This is a genomic window from Methylobacterium sp. Leaf88, assembly GCF_001422795.1.
Lineage (GTDB): Bacteria > Pseudomonadota > Alphaproteobacteria > Rhizobiales > Beijerinckiaceae > Methylobacterium.
In genome coordinates, this window is sequence record NZ_LMMK01000045.1 from 288,007 (window position 1) to 310,822 (window position 22,816).

Genomic DNA, 22,816 nt, shown 5'->3' on the forward strand with positions numbered 1-22,816 from the left:
CTGATCGAAGGGTCCCGGAGGCAGGGGCCGCAAGCTCCGACCTTGCGCCCTCCAGGGCCGGCGTCAAGGCGCCGCCGGCACCGATCCCGCGGTCAGTTGCCGGATGATCGACGCCACCTCGGCCTCGGCGTGGCCGAAACCCAGGCTGGTATCGAGGACGAAATCGGCGCGGGCCTGCTTCTCGGCGTCGGGCCACTGCTTGGCGCGGATCGCCTCGAAGGTCGCCGCATCCATCCCGGGCCGGGCGAGCACCCGGGCGCGCTGCACGTCGGGCGGGGCGGTGACCACCAGGACCCGGTCGCAGCGGGCCTCGGCGCCGGTCTCGAACAGGAGCGGGATGTCGAGGAGCACCAGGGGTGCTTCGGCGTGGCGGGCGAGGAAGTCCCGGGCCGCGGCCTGGGCCAGGGGATGGACCAGGGCCTCGAGGGCGGCGAGGCGCTCGGGCGCGCCGATCACCACCTCCCGCAGGCGCGCCCGGTCGACGGCGCCGTCCGCGTCCAGGGTTCCGGGGAAGGCCGCGCCGATGGCGGCCGCCGCTGCACCGCCGGCGCCGTAGAGGGCATGCACCGCCGCATCCGCGTCGTGGACCGGCACGCCGTGGCGCGCGAACATCGCCGCGGTGGCCGACTTGCCCATGCCGATCGAGCCGGTGAGTCCGAGGATGACCGGCCGGCTCATGCGGGCGCCAGGTCCGCGACGATCCGGGCGCGCAGTGCCGGCGTCACGCCCGGGGTCGTGCGGAACCAACGGGCGAAGCCCGGCACCGCCTGGTGCAGCAGCATGCCGAGGCCATCGACGGCGGGTAGCCCCCGTGCCCGGGCCGCCGCGAGGAGGGGCGTCTCCAGGGGCGCGTAGACGATGTCGGCCACCGCCGCGTCCTCGGGCAGGGGCAGGAGGTCGAGGGCGAGGGGGGGATGGCCGACCATGCCGAGCGACGTGGTGTTCACGAGGAGCCTGGTGCGGGCCATGGCGTCCGGCAGGTCGTGCCAGGCGACGCCCTCGACCCGGGTGGGGTCGAGGGCCACCAGGGCCTCGGCCCGGGCCGGCGTCCGGTTGGCGACCCAGACCCGCGACAGGCCGCGCTCCAGGAGGCCGACCACGATGGCGCGGGCGGCGCCGCCGGCCCCGAGCACCAGGGCGGTGCCGCCGCCGCGCTCGGTCCAGCCGAGGCCCAGGCTCTGGTCGAGATGGGCGACGAAGCCGGGGGCGTCGGTGTTGTCGCCGCAGAGGCGCTCGGACCCGTCGAAGAACAGGGTGTTCACCGCCCCGATCCTCTCCGCCCGCGGCGTCAGGGATTCGACCAGCCCGAAGGCCGCCTCCTTGTGCGGGATGGTGACGTTGCCGCCGGCGAAGCCGTTCGCGCGCAGTCCGGCCAGGAAGGCCGGAAAGGCCTCCGGCGCCACGTCGATGCGCTCGTAGCGGCCGTCGATGCCGTGCTCGGCGAGCCAGTGTCCGTGGATCAGCGGCGAGCGCGAATGCGCAATGGGATGTCCGACGACGAAGGCACGGATCATACGGTGCAATCTCCGGCGAGCGCGCAGGCGGGGCCGCCCGCCTCCTCGATCTGCAGGGTGGCGTGGCCGATGCCGAAGCGGCTTCGCAGCTCTTCGGCCGTGGCGATGAGGAAGCCGTTGCCCGGATGCCCCTCCGCCATGACGAGGTGCGCCGTCAGGGCGATGTCGGTGGTGCTCATCGGCCAGATGTGGAGGTCGTGCAGGTCCGCCACGCCGGCGCGCGCCCGTAGGTAGGTACCCACCGCCGCCGGGTCGATGCCGGGGGGCACCGCCGAGAGCGACATCACCACGCTGTCCCGTAGGAGGCCCCAGGTCGCCCAGACGATGAGGCCGGCGATGACGAGGCTGACCAGCGGGTCGATCCAGGCCGCTCCCGTCAGCACGATGATGAGGCCGGTCACCACCACGCCGGCCGAGACGGCGGCGTCGGCCAGCATGTGCAGGTAGGCGCCGCGGATGTTGATGTCGCTGCCCTTGCCCGAAGCGAAGAGCCAGGCGGTGGCGCCGTTGACGAGGATGCCGAGGCCGGCGACCACCATCACGGTCAGCCCCGCCACCGGCTGCGGCTCGGGGGCGACCAGACGCACGATCGCCTCCCAGGCGATGGCGCCGGTGGCGACGAGCAGGAACACCGCGTTGAACAGCGCGGCGAGGATCGAGGAGCCGCGCAGACCGTAGGTGAAGCGCGGCGTCGGGGTGCGCTTCACCAGTACAGAGGCGATCCACGCCACCAGCAGCCCGAGCACATCCGACAGGTTGTGGCCGGCATCGGCCACCAGAGCCATGGACTCGCTGGCGAAACCGTAGATCGCCTCGATGACCACGAAGGCGATGTTCAGGCTGATGCCGATGGCGAAGGCACGCCCGAAGGTGGCCGGCGCGTGGGAATGCCCGCCATGGGAATGCCCGCCGCCCCCGTGGGAATGACCAGCGCCATGCGCATGACCGCCTCCGTGGGAATGGCCGTGCCCGGCAGGGGCAGTGCTGGGGATAGGCGCGCGGGCATGCCCGTGATCGGCGTGGTCGTGAGGATCGTGCGCGTGCTCAGCCATCGGTCCCGCTTTCAGTCCCGCCTTGGGCCGTACCGGAGCGCCGGGCCGCCCGTGCGCGGCCGGCGCCGGCTCCCGGGTTCACCGCATCCCGGCATCCCGGCATCCTGTGATCCCGGGATACAGGGCAAAGGCCCTCACCAGATAGCCGGTTTCACCGCCGCCAGGATCACGATCAGGATCATGAGGAGCGTCGGCACCTCGTTGAGGATGCGGTAGAACTTGTGTCCTCGCGTGTTCCGGTCGGCGGCGAAGTCCTTCACCATCCGGGCCAGCCAGCCGTGGATGCCGCTCATGGCGAGCACCAGGACGAACTTCGCCTGGAGCCAGCCGGCGGCGTAGTAGCCGCTCATCCAGGCCAGGATCAGCCCGAAGATCCAGGTGGCGATCATGGCCGGGGTCATGATCGCCTTCAGGAGGCGCCGCTCCATGACCTTGAAGGTCTCGGACTGGGCCGCCGCGTGCGGCCCAGGCACCAGGGCGGCGTGGTAGACGAACAGGCGCGGCAGATAGAGCATCGCCGCCATCCAGGAGATGAGCGCGACGAGGTGCCCGGCCTTGAGCCAGGGGTAGAGCCCGTCCACGTCGGCCTCAGCCCCGCAGCCGGGCGAGCATGCGCTCGACATGGGCGATCGGCGTCTGCGGCGTGATGCCGTGGCCGAGGTTGAAGATGTGCGGCAGGCCTTCGGTGGCCGCCAGCACGCCGTCCACCGCCGCGTTGAGGGCGGCCCCGCCCTCGATCAGGGTTTCGGGATGGACGTTGCCCTGCGTCACCGTGGAGGCGGGCACCCGGGCGCGCAGGGCCTTGAGGTCCACCGACCAGTCGACGCCGACCGCGTCGGCGGCGGTCTCGGGCACCACGCGGGCATGACCCTCGAGGCCGGAGCCGCGGGCGAACACGATGATCTTCGCGCCCGGCACCCGGGCGCGGACCCCGGCGATCATCCGGGCGATGGGCTGGAGCGACCAGCGGGTCAGGGCGTCGCGGTCGTTGGACCCGGCCGAGGCGCTCTCGGGCAGCGCGCTCTCGGCGACCTCGTTGACGGACTCCTCGCTGCCGGCCGCGTCGGCACCCCGCGCGTCGGGCAGCGCGCCCGCATGCGACTCGAAGATCTGCACCGCATCCGCGCCGGCCTCGAGCTGGCGCACCAGGTATTCGGTCTGCACCGTGACGAGGCGGTCGATCAGGGCCTCCACCAGGGCGGTGTCCTGCCGGGCCAGCGCCCGGGAGGGGGCGAGGTCGGGGGTGCCACGCCCACCGATCATGTAGCTCGCCACCGTCCAGGGCGCGCCGCAGAAGCCGAGCAGCGTGGTCTCGTGGGGCAGTTGCGCGCGCAGGCGCCGCACCGTCTCGAAGACCGGCTCCAGGTGGGCGAAGATCGCCGGATCGCCGGCCTCGCGCAGGCGCTCGAATTCCGGCCGGCCCGCCATCGGGTCGAGGCGCGGCCCCTCGCCCTCCACGAAGCGCACGTTCTGGCCGAGCGCGTCCGGGATCACCAGGATGTCGGAGAACAGGATCGAGGCCTCGAAGCCGAAGCGCCGGATCGGCTGCAGCGTCACCTCGGTGGCGAAGTCGGGATTGTAGCAGAGGTCGAGGAAGGACCCGGCCTTTGCCCGGACCTCCCGGTACTCGGGCAGGTAGCGCCCGGCCTGGCGCATCATCCAGGCGGGAGGACGCGGCAAGGCCTCGCCCGCGAGAACCCGCAGGACCGCCCGGTCCCCACCCGTGCGGTCCCCTGCAACTGCCTGGCTCATCCGATCTCCCGACGTCCCATTCCCCTGTGGCCGGTATGTAGCACCGAAGCGTCGGATGTCTTCCTCCCGAAACCGCCGCGTCTCGAAAACCTCTCGCTCCCGGAAACCTCGTGCTCGTCCGGGTGTCGGAGGGGCGTCCCGGCCGTCATCCCCACACCGGCTCTCTAAAAGGAAAGAGAGATTCTAGGACTCTGTTTTTTCTTTTAGAGGGCTGGATGGCGGGAGCGGAAATTCGTCCACAGGGCGTCCCCGCGACCGCGGCGTTAATCAGCCTTTAACGGATTGGGTTCAATGTCCCGGATAGGTGATGGCCCACAGTGCCTTGCCCCTGCCCGGCGGTCGCCGACTCGGCCTCGGTCCCGGATTCTCCCAAAACCGCTTGGGAATCGCGCCGGTGTGACGGTGTGTTGACGCCGGAGTCGACAAGACGGCCCGGGCGCCCGCTGGACCCTTCGGGCAAGCCGGCTTATCCACCCTTATCGACTCCCCTGACCGAGCCCGGTGGACAAGACCATGACGGGTGATCGTCATGCATCCTGGACCTCAGGCCGGAGGAGACAGCCTTTCGATGAGCCGTAGCTATTTCCACCTGCACCTCGTCTCGGATTCCACCGGAGAGACGCTCATCAACGTGGGCCGCGCGGCCGCCGCCCAGTACGAGGGCGTCTCGGCCATCGAGCACGTCTATCCCCTGGTGCGCTCCGCCGCGCAGCTCGAACGGGTGATCTCCGAGATCGAGGCCGCGCCGGGGCTCGTGCTCTACACCCTGGTAGGCCACGACCTCACCGAGCGGCTGGAGGCGGCCTGCCGCGAGACCGGATCGCCCTGCCTCTCGGTGCTCCAGCCGGTGCACGCCCTGCTACAATCCTATCTGGGGGCGGATTCGACGGCCCGGCCCGGCGCGCAGCACATGCTCAACGCCGAGTACTTCAAGCGCATCGACGCGATGAACTTCACCCTGGCCCACGACGACGGCGTCCTGCCCCTCGACGTGAACGAGGCCGACGTGATCCTCGTGGGCGTCAGCCGCACCTCGAAGACCCCGACGGCGATCTACCTCGCCAATCGCGGCCTGAAGACCGCGAACTTCCCCCTGGTGCCGGGCATGCCCCTGCCCGAGAGCCTCGAGACGGCGCGAAAGCCGCTCCTCGTCGGGCTGCTGGCCAGCCCGGAGCGCATCGTCCAGATCCGCCAGAACCGGCTCCTCAGCCTGAAGGCCGACGATTCATCCCTCTACGTCGATCGCGGGGCCGTGGCGGACGAGATCGCCGCCTGCCGCCGCCTCTGCGCCAAGCACCGCTGGCCGACCATCGACGTGACCCGGCGCTCGATCGAGGAGACGGCGGCCGCCATCCTCGACCTGCACCGCGAGCACCGCCTGAAGTTCATCGCCTCGTGAGCGTCCCAAGCCGCCCGCGGCCCGCCTCGCCCTGGCGCGGGGATCGGCCCCTCCTCCTCGCCTCCACCAGCGCGACGCGGCGCGCGCTCCTCGAGAGCGCCGGCCTTGCCGTCGACTCCGAGAGCCCCGGGGTCGACGAGCGCGCGGTGGAGGCGGCGTGCGCCGATCTGCCGCCCGAAGCCCTGGCCCGTCGGCTCGCCGAGGCCAAGGCGGGGGCCGTGGCGGCCCGCCGGCCCGGGCGCGTGGTCGTCGGCGCCGACCAGGTCCTGGCCTGCGACGGCACCCTGTTCCACAAGCCGGCGGACCTCGCCGCCGCCGCCGCGCAGATCGGCGCCCTCGCGGGCCGGACCCACGCGCTGCACGCGGCGGTGGCCCTGGCCGTCGACGGGGCCGTGGTCGAGAGCTTCGTCGAGACCGCGCACCTGACCATGCGGCCCCTCGAGGCCGCGGCGATCGCGGCCTATGTCGATCTCGCCGGGCCCGAGCGGGTGTGCTCCAGCGTCGGCGGCTACCAGCTGGAAGGCCTCGGCATCCACCTGTTCGCGGCGGTCGCGGGCGACCAGTCCACCATCCTCGGCCTGCCGCTGCTGCCGCTCCTGGCGCGGCTGCGGGCGCGGGGCTGGCTCAGCATCTGACGTTCTGCTCCCGATCGCACGAGGCCTGCTCCATGCTGACGATTCTCCGCCCACTCTTCGGCGGCCTGCTCCTCGTCCTCGCGGCCGGCTCGGCCGAGGCCGCGAGCTTCCCCTGCGAGAAGGCGGAGGCCGCCGACGAGAAGGCGATCTGCGCCCACCTGCCCCTCAACGACCGCGACGTGGAGATGGCGACCCGCTTCGAGATCCTGCGGGCGATGCTGCCCATGGGCGGCAACGCCAAGCTGCGCGAGGACCAGGAGGCCTGGCTCACAGAGCGCCGCGCCTGCGGCGCCGACGTCGCCTGCCTGACGCAAGCCTACGAGGGCCGGCTGAAGGTCCTGCGGGCCGTGTTCTCGGAATTCGCCAAGCAGGGGCCGCTCTGAGGCCGGCCCCCCGCCCTCAGCCGAGCTGCCAGTCGATCGGGGCGACGCCGTGGCCCGACAGCCAGGCATTGGCGGCGTCGAAGGGGCGCGAGCCGGGAAAATCCCGCGCGCGGTTGAGCGGCGAGGGATGGCCGCATGCGACGATGCCGTGGCGGTCGGCCTCCACCAGGGCGGCGCGGGCGCGGGCCTGGGCGCCCCAGAGTAGGAACACCGCCGGCTCCGGGCGGGCAGAGACCGCCGAGACCGCCTGGTCGGTCAGAGCCGACCAGCCGTAGCGCAGGTGCGCCCCGGCCTTGCCCACCTCCACCGTGAGGGCGGCGTTGAGGAGGAGCACGCCCTGCCGGGCCCAGGGGGTGAGGTCGCCCGTCCGGGGCTTGGCCGGCGGGACGCCCGGTTCGGCGAGCTCGGCCAGGATCACCTTGAGCGAGGCCGGGAGCCGCCGCGGGCCGACATACGAGAAGGCGAGGCCGTTGGCGTCGCCCGGCGTGGGATAGGGGTCCTGCCCCAGGATGACGACCTTCACGCGGTCGAGGGGCGTGAGCGCGAGGGCGTTGAAGACGGCCTCGGGCGCCGGCAGCACGGTGGCGCCGGCGGCGATGCGGGCGTCGATCCGGGCGGCCACCGCGTCGGCGGCGCCATCCTGGAAGAACGGCAGCGCGAGCCAGGACGAGCCCGACTTTCGGAAGCGGGCGAGGGCGTCGGCGACGGGCGTCTCGGACATCAGCGAACCAGGATGCGGCCCTCCGCGGGGGCGGGGAGCGGGGCGTTGGCGCGGATATACGCCATCACGGCATTGGCCACGAGCTGTCCGTCGGTCCGGCCGATCAGGGTCCGGCCCCGGGCGAGGTCACCGTAGCCGTTGCCGCCGTCGTACAGGAAGTTGTTCGACGCGACCGTGTAGGTCGCGTCCGGGTCGACGATGCTGCCCGCCGCGCTCAGCGACACGATCCGCTTGCCCACCGGCGCGGTGGGATCCAGGGTGACGACGAGGCCGGAGACCTGCGGGAAGCGGCCCGCCGGGTGGCCCCAATCGGCCAGCGCCCCTTCGAGGAGGGCGCGCAGGTGCGCGCCCGTCAGCGACACCAGCACGACGGTGTTGCCGAAGGGCAGCTCCGTCAGGATGTCCCGGCGGGTCAGGGTCGCGCCGGCGGGGTAGAACCGGTTGCCCCGGATGCCGCCGCCGTTCGTGATCGCGACCTGCGCTCCGGTGGAGGCCCGCAAGGCATCGGCCACGAGGCTGCCGAAGCTCGCTTCGCGGACGCGCACCGCGGCGATGCGGCTGTCGAGGGGGGCGCGGGTCACGCCCACCGGCACGTCGAGTTCCCGTGACAGCGCGCCCTGGAGGCGCTGCACCTCCGCCAGGGTCTCGGGATCGGGGGTGACCTGGGCCGAGTCGTGGATGCGGAAGCTCGGGCGCCAGTCCACGCGCCGGTCCCGCCCGGTGCCGATCACCGTCGCGGTCACGTCGATGGCGGTGACGTAATGGGCGTCGAAGCTCGATTCCGCCATCACGGTCTGGCCGTTGTAGCGAACCACGAGGTCGTGGTCGTGGCCCGAGAGCAGGATGTCGACGAGGCGGGCGGCCACGATGGCGTCGTCGGTGGCCCGGGCCGTGTGGCAGACGCCCACCACGAGGTCGACGCCCGCCTCCCGCAGGGCCTGGACCTCGCGGGCCAGGGTCTCGATCTCGGGGGCGAAGCGCAGGTCGCCCGCCTGCGATTTCTCCGGCGTGCTCGCCAGCGCGATCCCCACCACGCCGACCCGGATGCCCCCGAGGGTGACCACCATTCGGTCGCGCACGCCCGCCAGCGGCCGGCCCGCCCCGTCGCGCAGGTTGGCCGCCAGGACGGGGAAGCTCGCCTCGCCCATCCGTTCGGCGAAGGTCGCCGGGCCGAAATCGAACTCGTGGTTGCCGGGCACGAACACGTCGGGCGGCGCGCGGTTGAGGAGCTCGACGATGTGGGCGCCGCGGTCGAAGCCCGACAGCAGCGACGGCGAGAGGGTGTCGCCCGCATGGGCGTAGAGCATCGGCACGCCCCGGGCCCGCTCGGCCTTCACGATGGCGGCGAGGCGCGCGAACCCGCCTCGGCCGTCGACCTCGGCCATCTGATAGAGGTCGTTGACGAGGAGCAGGCTGAAGGTCGGTTCGGGTGTCGCCGCGGGCGCGGCCTCGGCCGGGCAGCCCAGAGCGATGGCGAGACCGGCCCCGAGGCCGAGGGTCTGGCGGCGGTTCGGCGGCGTCCTGGGGGGGTTCGTCACGGCGGCGTCTCGGGTGTCGGGCGGGCGGCCGGATGCCGCCGCCTGACTCCGCGTTCTAGGACGCCGTTCACGAAGGGGCTACGACGGCCGCGACCCGCGCGCGGCCGCCTCAGCGGGAGACGAAGGTGTCGCGCACCGCCTTGGCGTTGCGGCGGACCATCGGCCAGAGCCAGGCGCCGGAGGCCAGGAAGACGGCGGGCGGCATCGGCTTCAGCGCCACGGCCAGGCGTTCGGCGAGGCCGGGATTGGCCAGGGCCGCGGGCGGGGCGTCGGTCTTGGCATAGACCACCGCGGTGTTCTCGCGCGGGTAGTCCGGATGCGGCACGAGGCCGGCCCGGCGGGCGGTGAGGTCGAAGGTCTCGCGGACGAAGCCGTGGACATGGGCGAAGTGGAAGCGCTCGTGCGCCGGCTTGCCCGTGGTGGCCATGTCGGGCACGGCGGCGAAGAGCACGCCGTCCGGCTTCAGCCAGCGGGACAGGCGCTCCATCACGTCGGCGGGGTCGCGCAGGTGTTCCAGCACGTGCCGGGTGGTGACGACGTCGAAATACCCCTCGGGGAAGCGCGCATCCTCGTCGGCGTCGTCCAGCACCTCGACGCCGTGATGGGCGCGGGCGTAGTTGGCATAGTCCCGCCCCGGCTCGACGCCGATCGCCTCGCAGCCCTTCGCGCGGGCCTCGGCCAGGAACTCGCCCGACCCGGAACCGAAATCGAGCACGCGGGCGCCCGGCTTCAGCTTGGGCGCCAGGAGGCCGGCGCGGAAGGCGGCCTCGCGAGCGGAGCGCTTGAGGTGGACCCGCGGCGGGCCGCCCGCGAAGGCGAGCTGATAATCGGCCCGGTAGGCGCTGGCGTAGTAGTCCGCGAGCTCGGCCGGCGTCGGCATCGGGTCGGTGCGGATCAGGCCGCACTGGCGGCAGGCGATGGATTTCAGCGTCTTCAGCCGGCGGTCGCTCTCGGCCACCACCACGGACTCCGCGGAGCCGCAGAGATTGCAGGCGGTCGGCCCCCCCGTATAGGGATAACCCGTGAAGGGCATGAAGTGGTTGAGGAAGTACCGGGGAGACGGCATGTCGCGCCTTCATCCATCGTGTGGTCGCTGGAAGGCTCCGTGCTCTAGATAGATATCCCCAACGACACAACCTTTCTGAACCCGCCGCTCTCAAGCGCTCACCTCCAGGGCGATACGGAAACCCGATGAACGAACGCGTCGCACCGCCGCTCCCGCAGGACGGACTGTCGCTCCCGACCCAGACGGGCGGACCCGGAAGCGCTCCCGGACCCGTTCCGGGATCCGCCCCCGGACCCGCACCGGGACAAGCCTCCCTGCCGGCCGAGCATCCGCCGGTGCGCTGGGGCCGGGTCGGCGTCCTCCTGATGAATCTCGGGACGCCGGAGGGCACGAGCTACTGGCCGATGCGCCGCTACCTCAAGGAATTCCTCTCCGACCGCCGGGTGATCGAGGTGCCGCGCCTGATCTGGTGGCCGCTCCTCAATCTCGTCATCCTGACGAAGCGCCCGGGGCCGAAGGGCCGCGACTACGCCAGCGTGTGGAACAACGAGCGCGACGAGGGCCCCCTGAAGACGATCACCCGCGGCCAGGCCGAGCGCCTGCAGGCGGCCATGGGGGATTCGGTCGTGGTCGACTGGGCGATGCGCTACGGCAAGCCGGAGGTCTCCGTGCGGATCCAGGCCCTGCTCGACCAGGGCTGCGACCGCATCCTCCTGGTGCCGCTCTATCCGCAATACGCCGCCGCGACCTCGGCCACGGCCTGCGACCAGGCCTTCAAGGCCCTGATGCAGATGCGCTGGCAGCCGACGGTGCGCGTCTCGCCGCCCTATCACGACGACCCCGTCTACATCGACGCGATGGCGACCTCGATCCGCGAGGGCCTGGCCAAGCTCGACTTCGAGCCCGAGGTGATCCTGACCTCGTTCCACGGGGTGCCGAAGAGCTACCTCCTCAAGGGCGACCCCTATCATTGCCAGTGCGTGAAGACCGGGCGCCTGATCCGCGAGGCGCTGGGATTCTCGACGGAGAAGATGCGCACCACCTTCCAGTCGCGCTTCGGCAACGAGGAATGGCTGCGGCCCTACACCGACGAGACGGTGCAGACCCTCGCCAAGAGCGGCGTCAAGCGCATGGCGATCGTGGCGCCCGGCTTCACCGCCGACTGCCTCGAGACCCTGGAGGAGCTCGACGGCGAGAACCGGCACTACTTCGAGGACAATGGCGGCGAGCAGTTCGCCTACATCCCCTGCCTGAACGACAGCGACCTCGGCATGACGGTGATCGAGACCGTGGTCCGGCGCGAATTGCAGGGCTGGGTCTAGCGTTCCGGGCCGGACGGCAGCGCCGAAAGCCATCGCCAAGTGCAGGCCCGGTTGCTACTAGAGCCCGCGACGAGGCGGCAGGCGAGACGATGACGAGACCGGAGGCAGGCGGGGGCACCGCGGGCGAACGATCGCAGGAGCACCTGCGCCTGCTCGCCCATTTCCAGGAGGCCGGCTACGGCGCCGTGACACCGCCTGTGCTTCAGCCGGTGGAGCCGTTCCTCGAACTGTCCGGCGAGGACATCCGCCGGCGCATCTTCGTGACCCAGGACGCCACGGGCAGTGAGCTCTGCCTGCGCCCGGAATTCACGATTCCGGTCTGCCGCCACCACCTCGCGCATGCCCCGAAGTTTTCCGCGCCCAAGGATCCGCAGGGGGCCGACTACAGCTACCTCGGACCCGTCTTCCGGCTCGCCGGCGACGAGCCGGACGAGTTCCTCCAGGCCGGCATCGAGTCGGTCGGGCGCACCGACACGCCGGCCGCCGACGCGGAGGTGATCGGCCTCGCCCTCGAGGGCCTTGCCCTGCTCGGGCGCAGCGACGTCGCCGTCCGCCTCGGCGACATGGGTCTCGTCGACGCCCTGCTGGACGCCCTCAGCGTGCCGCCCACCGCCAAGCGCCGCACCCTGCGGGCGCTGGCCGCCGGCCGTTCCCTCGACGCGGTCACCAACGGCCTGCGCACGGAAGACCCCCATGCGGGTCTCCTCGCCGCGATCCAGGGCCAGGATCCGAAGGGGGTTCGCGCCTTCGTGGAGGACGTGCTGTCGATCGCCGGCATCTCGCGGGTCGGCGGCCGCAGCGCCGGCGAGATCGCCGAGCGCTTCCTCGCCAAGGCCTCCGCGCAGGCGAGTGGGGGTTCCGGACTCAACCCCGAGAACCGCGCGCTCATCGATCGCTATCGCGCCATCGAGGGCGATCCCGACAGCGCCGCCGCCGCGGTGCGGGCCCTGGTGCAGGAGGCCGGCCTCGACCATCCGCCCCTCGACGCGGCCCTCGACCTGTTCGAGGAGCGCACCGGCTTCATGGCCGCCCGCGGCCTGGCCGTGGAGAACTTCCGCTTCTCCGGCGGCTTCGCCCGCAACCTCGACTACTATACCGGCTTCATCTTCGAGGGCACGGCGCCCGATGCGCCGAAGCTGCCCCTGGTGGGCGGCGGCCGCTACGACGGCCTGCTCCAGCACCTCGGGAGCCCCGTGCCCGTGCCTGCCGTCGGTTGCGCCGTCTGGCTCTCGCGGGTCGTCGCGGACGCCCCCACCGCGAAGGACGCGACCGTTGGCTGAACCGGATTCCCTCGTCCTCGCGGTTCCCTCCAAGGGCCGGCTGCAGGAGAACGCCGCCGCCTTCTTCGCCCGGGCCGGCCTCAAGCTCGCCCAGAACACCGGCGCGCGCGACTACCGCGGAAAGCTCGTGGGCGTGCCGGGCGTCGAGGTGCGCTACCTCTCGGCTTCCGAGATCGCGGCCCAGCTCGCCAGCGGGGCAGCCCATCTCGGCATCACCGGCGAGGACCTGATCCGCGAGTCGCTGCCCGACGCCCGCGGCCAGGTCGAGCTGCTGACGCCCCTCGGCTTCGGCCAGGCCACCGTGGTGGTCGCCGTGCCCCAGGCCTGGATCGACGTCCGCGCCATGAGCGACCTCGACGAGGTCGCCGCCGAGATGCGGGTCCGCCACGGCAAGCGCCTGCGCATCGCCACGAAGTACATCAACCTCACCCGCCGCTTCTTCGCCGAGCACGGCGTGGCGGATTACCGCATCGTCGAGAGTTTGGGCGCCACCGAGGGGGCGCCGGCGGCGGGTTCGGCCGAGATCATCGTCGACATCACCACCACGGGGGCGACGCTGGCCGCCAACGCCCTGAAGATCCTAGAGGACGGGATCATCCTGCGCTCGGAGGCGAACCTCGTCGCCTCCCTGAACGCTCCCTGGGGCGAGCCCCAGCGCCGGGCCCTGCGCGCCGTCCTCGGCCGCATCCAGGCGGAGGAGCGCGCCCGCACCACCCGCGAGGTCCGCGCCGCCATGCCCGACGACGGCGACATCGATCTCGCCGGCATCGCCGCCCTGCACGACGCGGCCCTGCCCTACGGCGCGCCCGAGGGCCGCGGCGAGATGGTGCTGCACTGCCCCGTCGATGCAGTGTTCGACCTCGCCGACGCCCTGGTGAAGGCCGGGGCGGGCGCCGTGAACGTGCGCAAGATCGACTATGCCTTCACGCCGGACAATCCGCTGATGGACCGGCTGCTGAGCCGGCTCGGCTGAGACTCGCGGTGGGGCCGGCGTTTGACGTGTCGCGCCCGGGGCCTATCTCAGCGCGCAAGCGGAGCGCGAAGCCTCCGCGCCTGAGGAAACCCCACGCATGTTCGCTCGTCTCCCGCAGGCCGCAGGCCGCGTCGCTTGCCTCGCCACCAGTCTCGCCCTGCCGCTCGCCGCGCAGGCCCAGATCCGCAACGCGCCCGCGCCGCGGGCCCTGGAATTCGCCGCCTACATCTTCGCCGCCGCCAATGTCTGCGGCTACCGCATCGGCACGGAGGAGTTCGACGCCCTCCTCGAGAAGCAGAACGTGCGCGCCGCCGACGTCAGCCCCCGCGGACCGTTCGGCGGGCGGGTGCAGACCATGTTCGCCCTGATGTCGAACCAGATGCAGCTCAACCGCGAGACGGCCTGCATCGCGGTCGCGGGGGAGTACGGTCCCGAGGGCAGCATCAGCAAGAACGTTCTCCTGCCCGCCCCGCCCGCCGAAGCGCCCGCCGCCGGCGCCTCCCCGGGCGAGGCCAAGCCCGGCGAGGTCAAGCCGGCACAGTAAGGGCCCGCCGGCCGGCCCTGGGGACCGGTCCGGGACGAGGCCCGAGGCCGGGACACCCGCCCGCATTCGCGTTTTCGAGCCGAATCCCCTATATCGGACCCATCCCAAGTCCGAAGGTTCATCCAGATCATGGCGACGGCGTCGTTCGACACCGCCCGGCGCGACGCGAGCGCCGTTCCCGCAATCGAGAAGCTGCCCGAGTTCGAGCCGCAGGCGGCCCCTCTCGGGCGCGCCTCCCTCGTGGGGCTCACCCGTGAGCAGCTGAAGGCCCGGCTCGGCGCCATCGGCGTCTCCGAGCGCGAGCAGCGCATGCGCTCGGGCCAGATCTGGCACTGGCTCAACGTGCGCGGCGCCAAGGCCTTCGACGAGATGACCAATGTGGGCAAGGGCCTGAAGGGTCAGCTCGCCGAGGCCTACACCCTCGACCGGCCCGAGGTGGTCACCGAGCAGGTGTCCCGCGACGGCACGCGCAAGTGGCTCATGCGCATGGCCCCCACGGGCAAGCACGACCACAACCGCGGCGCCGAGATCGAGTGCGTCTACATCCCGGGGCGCGGGCGCGGCACCCTCTGCGTCTCGAGCCAGGTCGGCTGCACCCTCACCTGCTCGTTCTGCCACACCGGCACGCAGCGCCTCGTGCGCAACCTGACGGCGGCCGAGATTACCGCGCAGCTCGTCGTCGCCCGCGACCACCTCAACGACTGGGCCGGCCAGAATCCGACCGCCCCCGGCGCCGACGAGACCCGGCGCAAGGTCACCAACATCGTCTTCATGGGCATGGGCGAGCCCCTCTACAATCTCGACAACGTCGTCGACGCCGTCGGCGTGATGGCCGACCAGGAGGGCCTTGGCCTCTCCCGCCGGCGCATCACCGTCTCGACCTCCGGCGTGGTGCCGCAGATGCAGCGCCTCGGCGACGAGGCCCACGCCATGCTGGCGATCTCCCTGCACGCGGTGCGCGACGACCTCCGCGACACCCTCGTGCCCCTGAACCGCAAGTACCCGCTCGCCGAGCTGCTGGCCGCCTGCCGGTCCTATCCCGGCCTGAACAACGCCCGCCGCATCACCTTCGAGTACGTGATGCTGAAGGGCGTGAACGACAGCGACGCCGACGCGCGCGAGCTGGTGCGCCTGCTCAAGGGCATCCCGGCCAAGATCAACCTGATCCCGTTCAATCCCTGGCCGGGCAGCGCCTACGAATGCTCGGACTGGGACCGCATCGAACAGTTCTCGGACATCATCTACGAAGCCGGCTACGCCTCACCCGTGCGCACCCCGCGCGGCCGCGACATCCTGGCCGCCTGTGGCCAGCTGAAGAGCGAGACCGAGAAGCTGCGGGCCCGGGCCCGGATGATGCTGGAGGACGGCATCGGCGCCGAGGGCGTCTATGCGGGCGCCGACGACGGCGACGAAGACTGAGGGGTGCGTCTCCTCGGCGACCTGTTCATCGCGAGCCTCGCCCTGGTCCTGGCGATCCCCTGCGGGGCGGCCGTTCTGGCCCTCGGCGCGATGCTCGACCCGGCCACCAGCGAGACCCTGTCCCGCCTCGGCCTCGTCGGGCTGTTCTCCGGGTTGACCGACCTCGCCTCCGGGATCGGTCCCGAGACCCTGCTGTTCGCGCTCGCCGCCATCGCCCGCGCGCTGTTCGTGCTCCTGGTGGTGCCGCCGGTCCTGGTGGCCGTCCTCGGGGCGGTCCTGGGCTGGCGCGCCGCCAGCTGGTACGGCGCCGGGACCGGTCTCCTCACCGCCTCCGTGCCCTGGCTCGCCCGCGGCCTGTCGCGCAGCGGGGCGAGCGCCGAGACCCTGGCGCTGGAGGGGCGCATCACCGCGGTGCTGTTCCTCACCGGCGCGGCGTCGGGCCTCGTCTACTGGTTGATCGCGGGGCGCCATCGCGGCGCGCCCGTCCTCCCGCCCCGCGACAACGGACGCGCCTGACATGCGGCTGACCTCCTCGCGCATCGCCCTCGCCCTGGTTCTCGCCGGCACGGTCCTGTCCGCCACGGGGCCGGGTCTCGCGCAAGGGGGGCCCGGCCCCGCCTCGGCCCTGCCGGAGCCGCCGCCGCCGATCCAGTCCGACGACGCCCGCCTGCTGCCGGTGCTCGGCGCCCACGGCATGGTCGCCTCGCAGGAGGCGCGGGCCACCCGCGTCGGCGTCGCGATCCTGCGCGCCGGCGGCAACGCCATCGACGCCGCCGTGGCGGTCGGCTTCGCCCTGGCCGTGACCCTGCCGCGGGCCGGCAACCTCGGCGGCGGCGGCTTCATGATGATCCACCGGGCGGAGGGCGACGAGACAATCGCCCTCGATTACCGCGAGACCGCCCCGGCCGCCGCCCGCTCCGACATGTTCCTCGACCCCCGGGGCGAGCCCGACCGCGCCGCCTCCACCCGCACCGGCAAGGCGGTGGGCGTGCCCGGCACCGTGCGGGGTCTGGCCGAGGCGCACCGCCTCTACGGCTCGGGCCGCTTCACCCTGGCCGACCTGATCGCCCCGGCCGAGAAACTCGCCCGCGAGGGCATCCCGGTGGAGTCGGGCCTCGCGGACTCGCTGCCCCGCGCCGCCGGCCTGCTCGGCCGCTGGCCGTCTTCGCGAAAAATCTTCTTTGCCGGCGATAGACCCCTGGAGCGCGGTGAACGGCTGGTCCAGACCGATCTCGCCGACACCCTCGCGGCCATCGCGACATCCGGCCCCGACGCCTTCCACACGGGCCCCATCGCGGAGCGCATCGCCGCCGCCGTGCGGGCCGCGGGCGGGGTGATGACGGCCGAGGATCTTGCCGCCTATCGCCCGGTGCTCCGCGAGCCCGTGCGCGGCACCTACCGGGGCTACGCCATCGCGTCGATGCCGCCGCCGAGCTCCGGCGGCATCCACCTCGTCGAGATCCTGAACGTGCTGGAGGGCTTCGACCTCGCCCGCATGGGGGCGGGCAGCGCCGATGCCCTCCACACCCTGGCCGAGGCGATGAAGCCGGCCTATGCCGACCGGGCGACCTGGCTCGGCGACCCCGCCCGCACCCAGGTGCCGATGGAGGGCCTGATCGCCAAGCCCTACGCGGCGCGCCTGCGGGCCGGGATCGATCCCGCCCGCGCCCGGCCCGCCGCCGAGGTGAAGGCGGGCGATCCCCTCCCCTTCGAATCCGATCAGACCACCCATTTCTCCGTGGTGGACAGGGCCGGCAACGCGGTCTCGAACACCACCACCCTGAACTTCTCCTACGGGCTCGGCCTCGTGGCGGAGGGCACCGGCGTGCTCCTGAACAACGAGATGGACGATTTCTCCGCCAAGCCCGGCGCCCGCAACGCCTACGGCCTCGTCGGCAGCGTCGCCAACGCGGTCTCGCCCGGGGCCCGGCCCCTCTCCTCGATGACCCCCGCCTTCGTCTTCCGCGACGGCCGGCTCGTCCTGGTGACGGGCAGCCCCGGCGGCAGCCGCATCATCTCGACGGTGCTGCAGGTCATCGTCAACGTGCTCGACTTCCGCATGAACCTGGCCGAGGCCGTGGCCGCGCCGCGCATTCACCACCAGTGGCAGCCGGACGTGCTGATGGCCGAGGAAGGCCTCTCCCCCGACACCCTGGCCCTGCTCAGGGCCCGCGGTCACACGGTCCGGGTCGGGGCGACTTCCGGCTCGGCCAATTCGGTGCAGGCCGCCGACGGGCTGCTGGCGGGCGCCGCCGATCCGCGCCAGCGCGGCACCCTGGCGGAGGGGGACTGAGGGGGCGGATAATCCCGCGCTCGGATGGTCTGGGACGAGATCGCACGCTACACGGGAGCCGGGCCGCGCCCTGTCCCGGGCTGTCTCCTCCAGGTTCCCGATGCTCCTCGTCCGCTCCCTCGCGTTCAACCTCGCCTTCTACGTCGCCACGACCCTCATCGCGATCGGTGGGCTGCCGACCCTCGTCTCCCGGCGCGGGGTCATCCGGCTGGCCCAGCTGTGGGGCCGCGTCACCCTGTGGCTCCTGCGGGTGGTGGGCGGCATCACGGTGGAGTTCCGGGGCGTCGAGAACATCCCGTCCGGCCCCCTCCTGGTGGCGGCCAAGCACCAGTCGGCCCTGGAGACCCTGGCCCTCGTCACTGCCTTCCCGGACTTCGCCTACATCCTCAAGCGCGAGCTGCTCTGGATCCCGCTGATCGGGTGGTTCCTCTCGCGCTCCGGCATGGTCGCCATCGACCGCAGCAAGGGGGCCCGGGCGATGACCGCCATGAACGAGGCCGCCGCCCGGGCCATCCGGGACGGGCGTCAGCTCATCATCTTCCCCGAAGGCACCCGCCGCCCGCCCGGCGCGCCCCCCGCCTACAAGCTCGGCATCACCCACCTGTACGCTGCCCTCGGCGTGCCCTGCCTGCCCGTCGCCCTGAACACGGGCCTGCACTGGCCCCGCCGCCGCCTGGTCCGCCGGCCCGGCACTGCGGTGATCGAGTTCCTCGCCCCGATCGCGCCGGGCCTGGACCGGGCCCCCTTCCTCGAGGTGGTCCAGGGCCGGATCGAGTCCGCGTCGGACGCGCTGCTGGCCGCCGGCCGGAACGAGCTCGCGGCCGCCGGGCACGCGATTCCGAATGCCGTCCCGGCCTCTCCGGCCAAGGCCCGGCGGAACGGATCGCCCATCGCCTGAGGGGGTCGCCGGGGCCGGGTTGCCCCTGTGTACGACTTGTGGATAACTTCCGTCATCCCCATCTCATTGGAGGCCGGGGCGTCGTCCTTGACGCCAACGAACCGTTAAGATTAATGTGGAACAAATGGCGAACAAGAGAGCCCTGTCCTGGTCGGCCGCCCTGCGCGACCTGAAGGACGATCGAGCACGGAGACAGGAAGTGCGCGAGGAACGCCTGAGGACGACGGCCGGCCTGCGCGGGACCCCCGCCCTGGTGCTCAGCGCCTGGCGCGGCCGGTCCGGCCGCCGCTACGTGGTCGGCATCCATGAGCTGGCCGAGCCCGAGCTCGACGACATGGGCGAGGCCGTGGTGATGGCGGTGCGCCGCGACGCCTCGGGCGTCGGCGAACTCGTCTCGGTGGCCTCCGCCGGGCAGAGCCCGCGGGAACGCCTGCACCGGAACTGGATCGCCCGGGCCCGGCACAAGGGCGCGACCGAGATGCATGTCCACCGGCTGGCCGAGGACGAGGCCGAGCGCGAGGCCATCGTGGCCGATCTCGGGAGTGAGCAGAAGGCCGACGCCGCGAACTGATCGGGCGGAGCGGTCGCTCCGCTGACGTCACGGCTTCGCGTTTTGCAGCGCCCGTGGGGCCCTGCCATGCTTTCGCCGCCGAGACCCTGCCAAGCCTTGCATCCGGGCTGCCCCGACGATGGCCGCAGGCCCGTGACGCGAGCGCAGGATACCGACACGCGATGGCGCAGAGCCCGACCCCGACCCGTCCCCTCTCGCGCAAGGGGCTGTTCCTCCCCTACATTCTCCTCGCCACCCTCGTGATCGCCTGGTCGCTCGGGTGGTTCTACATCCGCCACCGGGCCGCCTCCGAGATGGATGGCTGGATCGCGCAGGAAGCGGCCGCGGGCCGGACCTGGACCTGCGCCGACCGCAGCATCACCGGCTATCCCTTCCGCATCGAGCTGCGCTGCGCCTCCCTGGCCTTCAGCCGCTCCGACAGCCGCTTCACCCTCGGGCCGGTCACGGCGGTGACCCAGGTCTACCAGCCGCGCCAGGGCATCCTCGAGGTCGGCGGGCCGTTCCACGTCGAGCAGGGCGACCTCACGGCGGACGCGACCTGGACCTCCCTGGAGGGCAGCTTCCATGGCGCCTCCGACGGCTTCGTGCGTGCCTCCGTGGTGGCCAACGGCGCCAAGGGCGTGGTGCGCGGCGCCGGTCCCGAGCCGATCGCGTTCGACACCCAGCATTTCGAGCTCCACGCCCGTCCGACCCCGGGCCGCTTCGAATCGGAGGGGTCCATCGACACCAGCCTGCGGGCGAACCGGATTCGCCTGCCGCTGGTCGACGCGGCGCTGGGCAATGCCGACCCGGCCGACCTCGCCCTCGACGCCACCGTGAGCCGTGCCACGGCCCTCGGCACCGGCACCGTGGCCAAGGAGCTGGAGGACTGGCGCCAGGCCGGCGGCGGCCTCGACATCGCGCTGCTGTCCCTGGCCAAGGGCGAGCGCCGGCTCCAGGCCAAGGGCCGCCTCGACCTCGACGCCGCGCACCGGCTCCAGGGCCAGCTCGACCTGCGCGCGGCCGGCGTCGAGGCCCTGGTCGGCCAGGTCATGGGCCAGCGCTTCGGTGCCGAGAAGGGCGCGCTGATCGGCAGCCTCGTCGGCCAGCTCCTCGGGCGTCGCAGCCAGGCCAGTGCCGAGGCCGGCGTCGCGGCCCCGGCCGACGATGCCCTCAAGCCCCTGCCGCCCCTGCGCCTCGCCGAGGGCCGCCTGATGCTCGGCCCGTTCCCGATCCCCAACGTGCAGCTGCCGCCGCTCTACTGAGCGACCGCCCGCGCGGGGGACGCGCCTCAGGCCGCGGGGTCGCTCGGGCGCCCGCGGCCGAAATCGGCCTCGGCCGTCTCCTGGCCCATGGCGACGATGCCCCGGCGGATGGCGCGGGTGCGGGTGAAGAGGTCGTGCAGGGCCTCGCCGTCGCCCCAGCGGATCGCCCGGGCCAGGGCCGCGAGGTCCTCGTTGAAGCGCCCCAGCATCTCCAGCACCGCGTCCTTGTTGGTCAGGAACACGTCCCGCCACATGGTCGGGTCGGAGGCGGCGATGCGGGTGAAGTCGCGAAAGCCGCCGGCCGAGAACTTGATCACCTCGGACTGGGTCACGGCCTCGAGGTCGGCGGCGGTGCCGACGATGTTGTAGGCGATGAGGTGCGGTACGTGGCTGGTGATGGCCAGGACGAGGTCGTGATGCTCCGGCGTCATCGTCTCGACGATGGCGCGCAGGCCTTCCCAGAAGGCCTGGACTCGCGCGGTCGCAGCCGGGTCGGTGTCCTCGGCCGGAGTGAGGATGCACCAGCGTCCGGAGAACAGGGTCGAGAATCCGGCATCCGGCCCCGAATACTCGGTGCCGGCCACGGGGTGCGCCGGCACGAAATGCACGCCGGCGGGCAGGTGCGGCGTGACGGCCGCCACCACCGAGGCCTTGACCGAGCCGACATCCGACACGATGGCTCCCGGCTTCAGGGCCGGACCCAGGATCTCGGCCACCGCGCCGACGGCGCCCACCGGTACGCACAGGATGACGAGATCGGCCCCCGCCACGCCCGCGGCGAGGTCGTCCGTGGCCGTGTCCGCGAGGCCGAGCGCCCGCACCCGCTCCAGCACCGCGGCGTCGCGGTCGAGGGCGACGATGCGCCGGGCGAGGCCGAACTGCCGGGCGCCCCGGGCGATCGAGGAGCCGATCAGCCCGAGGCCGACGATGGCCAGGGTCTCCAGGGGGGGCGCGTCGATCTCAGCCACGGGTCTCGCCCCGCACGAAGGCGGTCAGGGCGTCGAGGAAGGCGGTGTTCGCCTCCTCGCCGCCGACGGTGACGCGCAGGGCGTGGGGCAACCCATAGGACGAGACCCGCCGGGTGATGACGCCCCGGGCGGAGAGGAACGCGTCGGCCTCGGCGGCCGTCCGGCCCGGCGCGTCGGGGAAGTGGACGAGGATGAAGTTCGCGACGCTCGGCGTCACGGTCAGCCCGAGTTCCTGCACCGCCCCCGTCATCGTGGCGAGCCAGGTGTCGTTGTGGGCGACGGCGGCGGCCACGTGCACGTCGTCCGCGATGGCGGCCGCCCCGGCGGCGATGCCGGCCCCCGACAGGTTGAAGGGTCCCCGGATGCGGTTGACGGCGTCGACCACTTCCGACGGGCCGACCATCCAGCCGATGCGGAGCGCCGCCAGCCCGTGGATCTTCGAGAAGGTCCGGGTCATCACGACGTTGTTGGCCTCGAGCGCGAGGTCGAGGCCGGCGCTGTAGTCGTTCGCCCGCACGTATTCCGCGTAGGCGCCGTCGAGGACGAGGAGGACGTGGGGCGGCAGGCCCGCATGCAGGCGCCGGATCTCGTCGAAGGGCAGGTAGGTGCCCGTCGGGTTGTTGGGGTTGGCGAGGTAGACGATCCGGGTGCGCGGCGTGACGGCGGCCAGCAGCGCGTCGACGTCGGCGCGCAGGTCGCGCTCGGGCACCACCACGGGGGTGCCGCCGGCGGCCAGGATGGCGATCCGGTAGACCAGGAAGCCGTGCTCGGTGAAGATCCCCTCGTCGCCGGCCCCGAGATACGCATAGGCCAGGAAGGACAGGAGCTCGTCGGAGCCCGCGCCGCAGACGATCCGCGCCGGGTCGAGGCCGTAACGGGCGGCGATCGCCTCGCGCAGCGCCCGGGACGTGCCCTCCGGGTAGAGTTCGAGCTTGGCGGCTTCCGCCCGCATCGCCGCCACCGCCTTCGGGCTCGGGCCCAGCGGGGTCTCGTTCGAGGAGAGCTTGTGCACCTTGGCATGGCCGGGCGCCCCGCTCTTGCCGGGCACGTAGGCCTCGATGGCGAGGACGCCGGGGCGGGGCACCGGGCGTGAGGGAGCGACGGGGGCGGAGGCGGAGGACGGGGACGAGGACATGGACGAGGACCTGGCGGCCGCCGGTGGATCGGCGAAGCGCCCGTCTAACAAAGCTGGCCCGGCTTTGCGAGCGGGCCCCGTGCCTCCGGCCCGCGTCCCTCGGACCCGCATGCCTCAGATCCGCGTCCCTCAGACGCGCATGCCTCAGATCCGCGTCCCTCAGACGCGC

The 22,816-nt window shown here is 72.5% G+C and carries 23 protein-coding genes; 13 read left to right on the forward strand and 10 right to left on the reverse strand.

What is annotated here, in order from left to right; translation table 11 throughout:
- Window positions 1-63: 63 nt before the first annotated feature.
- From coaE to ASF20_RS17870, 5 genes are all read right to left on the reverse strand, one after another.
- Window positions 64-678 (reverse strand): dephospho-CoA kinase, encoded by a 615-nt coding sequence (gene coaE, locus ASF20_RS17850; RefSeq protein WP_056276329.1) that lies wholly within the window; start codon window positions 676-678, stop codon window positions 64-66.
- Window positions 675-1,514: a shikimate dehydrogenase gene (locus ASF20_RS17855; RefSeq protein WP_056276331.1), complete on the reverse strand. Its 840-nt coding sequence runs from the start codon at window positions 1,512-1,514 to the stop codon at window positions 675-677. The genes coaE and ASF20_RS17855 overlap by 4 nt, the downstream gene beginning before the upstream one ends.
- On the reverse strand, window positions 1,511-2,566 hold the full coding sequence (locus ASF20_RS17860; RefSeq protein ID WP_082501422.1) for a cation diffusion facilitator family transporter: 1,056 nt from the start codon (window positions 2,564-2,566) through the stop codon (window positions 1,511-1,513). The genes ASF20_RS17855 and ASF20_RS17860 overlap by 4 nt, the downstream gene beginning before the upstream one ends.
- 134 nt (window positions 2,567-2,700) lie before the next feature.
- Window positions 2,701-3,189, reverse strand: coding sequence for a protoporphyrinogen oxidase HemJ (gene hemJ / locus ASF20_RS17865; RefSeq protein ID WP_056276335.1), 489 nt, complete (start codon window positions 3,187-3,189; stop codon window positions 2,701-2,703).
- Window positions 3,155-4,318, reverse strand: a complete 1,164-nt coding sequence (locus tag ASF20_RS17870) for a uroporphyrinogen decarboxylase (protein ID WP_056276338.1) — start codon at window positions 4,316-4,318, stop codon at window positions 3,155-3,157. The genes hemJ and ASF20_RS17870 overlap by 35 nt, the downstream gene beginning before the upstream one ends.
- A 568-nt stretch (window positions 4,319-4,886) precedes the next feature.
- Here ASF20_RS17870 and ASF20_RS17875 point away from each other — a divergent pair.
- The 3 genes from ASF20_RS17875 to ASF20_RS17885 are packed head-to-tail and all read left to right on the forward strand — an operon-like array spanning window position 4,887 to window position 6,735.
- Window positions 4,887-5,717 carry a pyruvate, water dikinase regulatory protein gene (locus ASF20_RS17875; protein ID WP_056218528.1) on the forward strand — a complete coding sequence of 277 codons (831 nt, stop codon included), beginning with the start codon at window positions 4,887-4,889 and terminating at the stop codon, window positions 5,715-5,717.
- Window positions 5,714-6,352, forward strand: a complete 639-nt coding sequence (locus ASF20_RS17880) for a Maf family protein (protein ID WP_056276342.1) — start codon at window positions 5,714-5,716, stop codon at window positions 6,350-6,352. Before ASF20_RS17875 ends, ASF20_RS17880 begins: the two co-directional genes overlap by 4 nt.
- Before the next feature lie 32 nt (window positions 6,353-6,384).
- The gene (locus ASF20_RS17885; RefSeq protein WP_056218525.1) at window positions 6,385-6,735 is read left to right on the forward strand and encodes a lysozyme inhibitor LprI family protein; all 351 of its coding nucleotides are present in this window, start codon (window positions 6,385-6,387) and stop codon (window positions 6,733-6,735) included.
- Between the two features lie 16 nt (window positions 6,736-6,751).
- On the opposite strand, the gene ASF20_RS17890 is transcribed toward ASF20_RS17885, so the two are convergent.
- The 3 genes from ASF20_RS17890 to ASF20_RS17900 all read right to left on the reverse strand — a co-directional run bounded on the left by ASF20_RS17890 (window position 6,752) and on the right by ASF20_RS17900 (window position 10,060).
- On the reverse strand, window positions 6,752-7,456 hold the full coding sequence (locus ASF20_RS17890; protein WP_056276345.1) for a uracil-DNA glycosylase: 705 nt from the start codon (window positions 7,454-7,456) through the stop codon (window positions 6,752-6,754).
- On the reverse strand, window positions 7,456-8,994 hold the full coding sequence (locus ASF20_RS17895) for a bifunctional UDP-sugar hydrolase/5'-nucleotidase (protein WP_056276351.1): 1,539 nt from the start codon (window positions 8,992-8,994) through the stop codon (window positions 7,456-7,458). The genes ASF20_RS17890 and ASF20_RS17895 overlap by 1 nt, the downstream gene beginning before the upstream one ends.
- A gap of 109 nt (window positions 8,995-9,103) precedes the next feature.
- Complete coding sequence (locus ASF20_RS17900) at window positions 9,104-10,060, reverse strand: class I SAM-dependent methyltransferase (protein ID WP_056276354.1); 957 nt, start codon at window positions 10,058-10,060, stop codon at window positions 9,104-9,106.
- Window positions 10,061-10,185: 125 nt separating this feature from the next.
- On the opposite strand from ASF20_RS17900, the gene hemH reads away from it, so the two are divergent.
- From hemH to ASF20_RS17950, 10 genes are all read left to right on the forward strand, one after another.
- Window positions 10,186-11,322, forward strand: a complete 1,137-nt coding sequence (hemH, locus tag ASF20_RS17905; RefSeq protein ID WP_244472679.1) for a ferrochelatase — start codon at window positions 10,186-10,188, stop codon at window positions 11,320-11,322.
- 89 nt (window positions 11,323-11,411) lie between these two features.
- Entirely contained in the window at window positions 11,412-12,602 is a 1,191-nt protein-coding gene (locus tag ASF20_RS17910) for an ATP phosphoribosyltransferase regulatory subunit (protein WP_056276358.1), read from the forward strand.
- On the forward strand, window positions 12,595-13,575 hold the full coding sequence (hisG, locus tag ASF20_RS17915; RefSeq protein ID WP_056218509.1) for an ATP phosphoribosyltransferase: 981 nt from the start codon (window positions 12,595-12,597) through the stop codon (window positions 13,573-13,575). Before ASF20_RS17910 ends, hisG begins: the two co-directional genes overlap by 8 nt.
- 97 nt (window positions 13,576-13,672) lie before the next feature.
- Window positions 13,673-14,119, forward strand: coding sequence for a hypothetical protein (locus ASF20_RS17920; protein ID WP_056276360.1), 447 nt, complete (start codon window positions 13,673-13,675; stop codon window positions 14,117-14,119).
- Window positions 14,120-14,248: 129 nt separating this feature from the next.
- On the forward strand, window positions 14,249-15,538 hold the full coding sequence (gene rlmN / locus ASF20_RS17925) for a 23S rRNA (adenine(2503)-C(2))-methyltransferase RlmN (RefSeq protein ID WP_056276363.1): 1,290 nt from the start codon (window positions 14,249-14,251) through the stop codon (window positions 15,536-15,538).
- A gap of 3 nt (window positions 15,539-15,541) precedes the next feature.
- Window positions 15,542-16,054, forward strand: a complete 513-nt coding sequence (locus ASF20_RS17930) for a hypothetical protein (RefSeq protein WP_056218499.1) — start codon at window positions 15,542-15,544, stop codon at window positions 16,052-16,054.
- Between the two features lies 1 nt (window position 16,055).
- Window positions 16,056-17,831, forward strand: a complete 1,776-nt coding sequence (gene ggt / locus ASF20_RS17935) for a gamma-glutamyltransferase (protein ID WP_056276365.1) — start codon at window positions 16,056-16,058, stop codon at window positions 17,829-17,831.
- 100 nt (window positions 17,832-17,931) lie between these two features.
- A complete protein-coding gene (locus ASF20_RS17940) occupies window positions 17,932-18,729 on the forward strand; it encodes a lysophospholipid acyltransferase family protein (RefSeq protein WP_056276369.1) in 798 nt (265 codons plus the stop codon).
- 124 nt (window positions 18,730-18,853) lie between these two features.
- Entirely contained in the window at window positions 18,854-19,300 is a 447-nt protein-coding gene (locus tag ASF20_RS17945) for a hypothetical protein (RefSeq protein ID WP_055946546.1), read from the forward strand.
- Between the two features lie 161 nt (window positions 19,301-19,461).
- Window positions 19,462-20,544: a DUF2125 domain-containing protein gene (locus tag ASF20_RS17950; protein ID WP_056276372.1), complete on the forward strand. Its 1,083-nt coding sequence runs from the start codon at window positions 19,462-19,464 to the stop codon at window positions 20,542-20,544.
- Between the two features lie 26 nt (window positions 20,545-20,570).
- Here ASF20_RS17950 and ASF20_RS17955 read toward each other — a convergent pair whose 3' ends face one another.
- Window positions 20,571-21,503, reverse strand: coding sequence for a prephenate/arogenate dehydrogenase family protein (locus ASF20_RS17955; protein WP_056219443.1), 933 nt, complete (start codon window positions 21,501-21,503; stop codon window positions 20,571-20,573).
- Between the two features lies 1 nt (window position 21,504).
- Complete coding sequence (locus ASF20_RS17960) at window positions 21,505-22,647, reverse strand: histidinol-phosphate transaminase (protein WP_056276374.1); 1,143 nt, start codon at window positions 22,645-22,647, stop codon at window positions 21,505-21,507.
- Window positions 22,648-22,816: the final 169 nt, after the last annotated feature.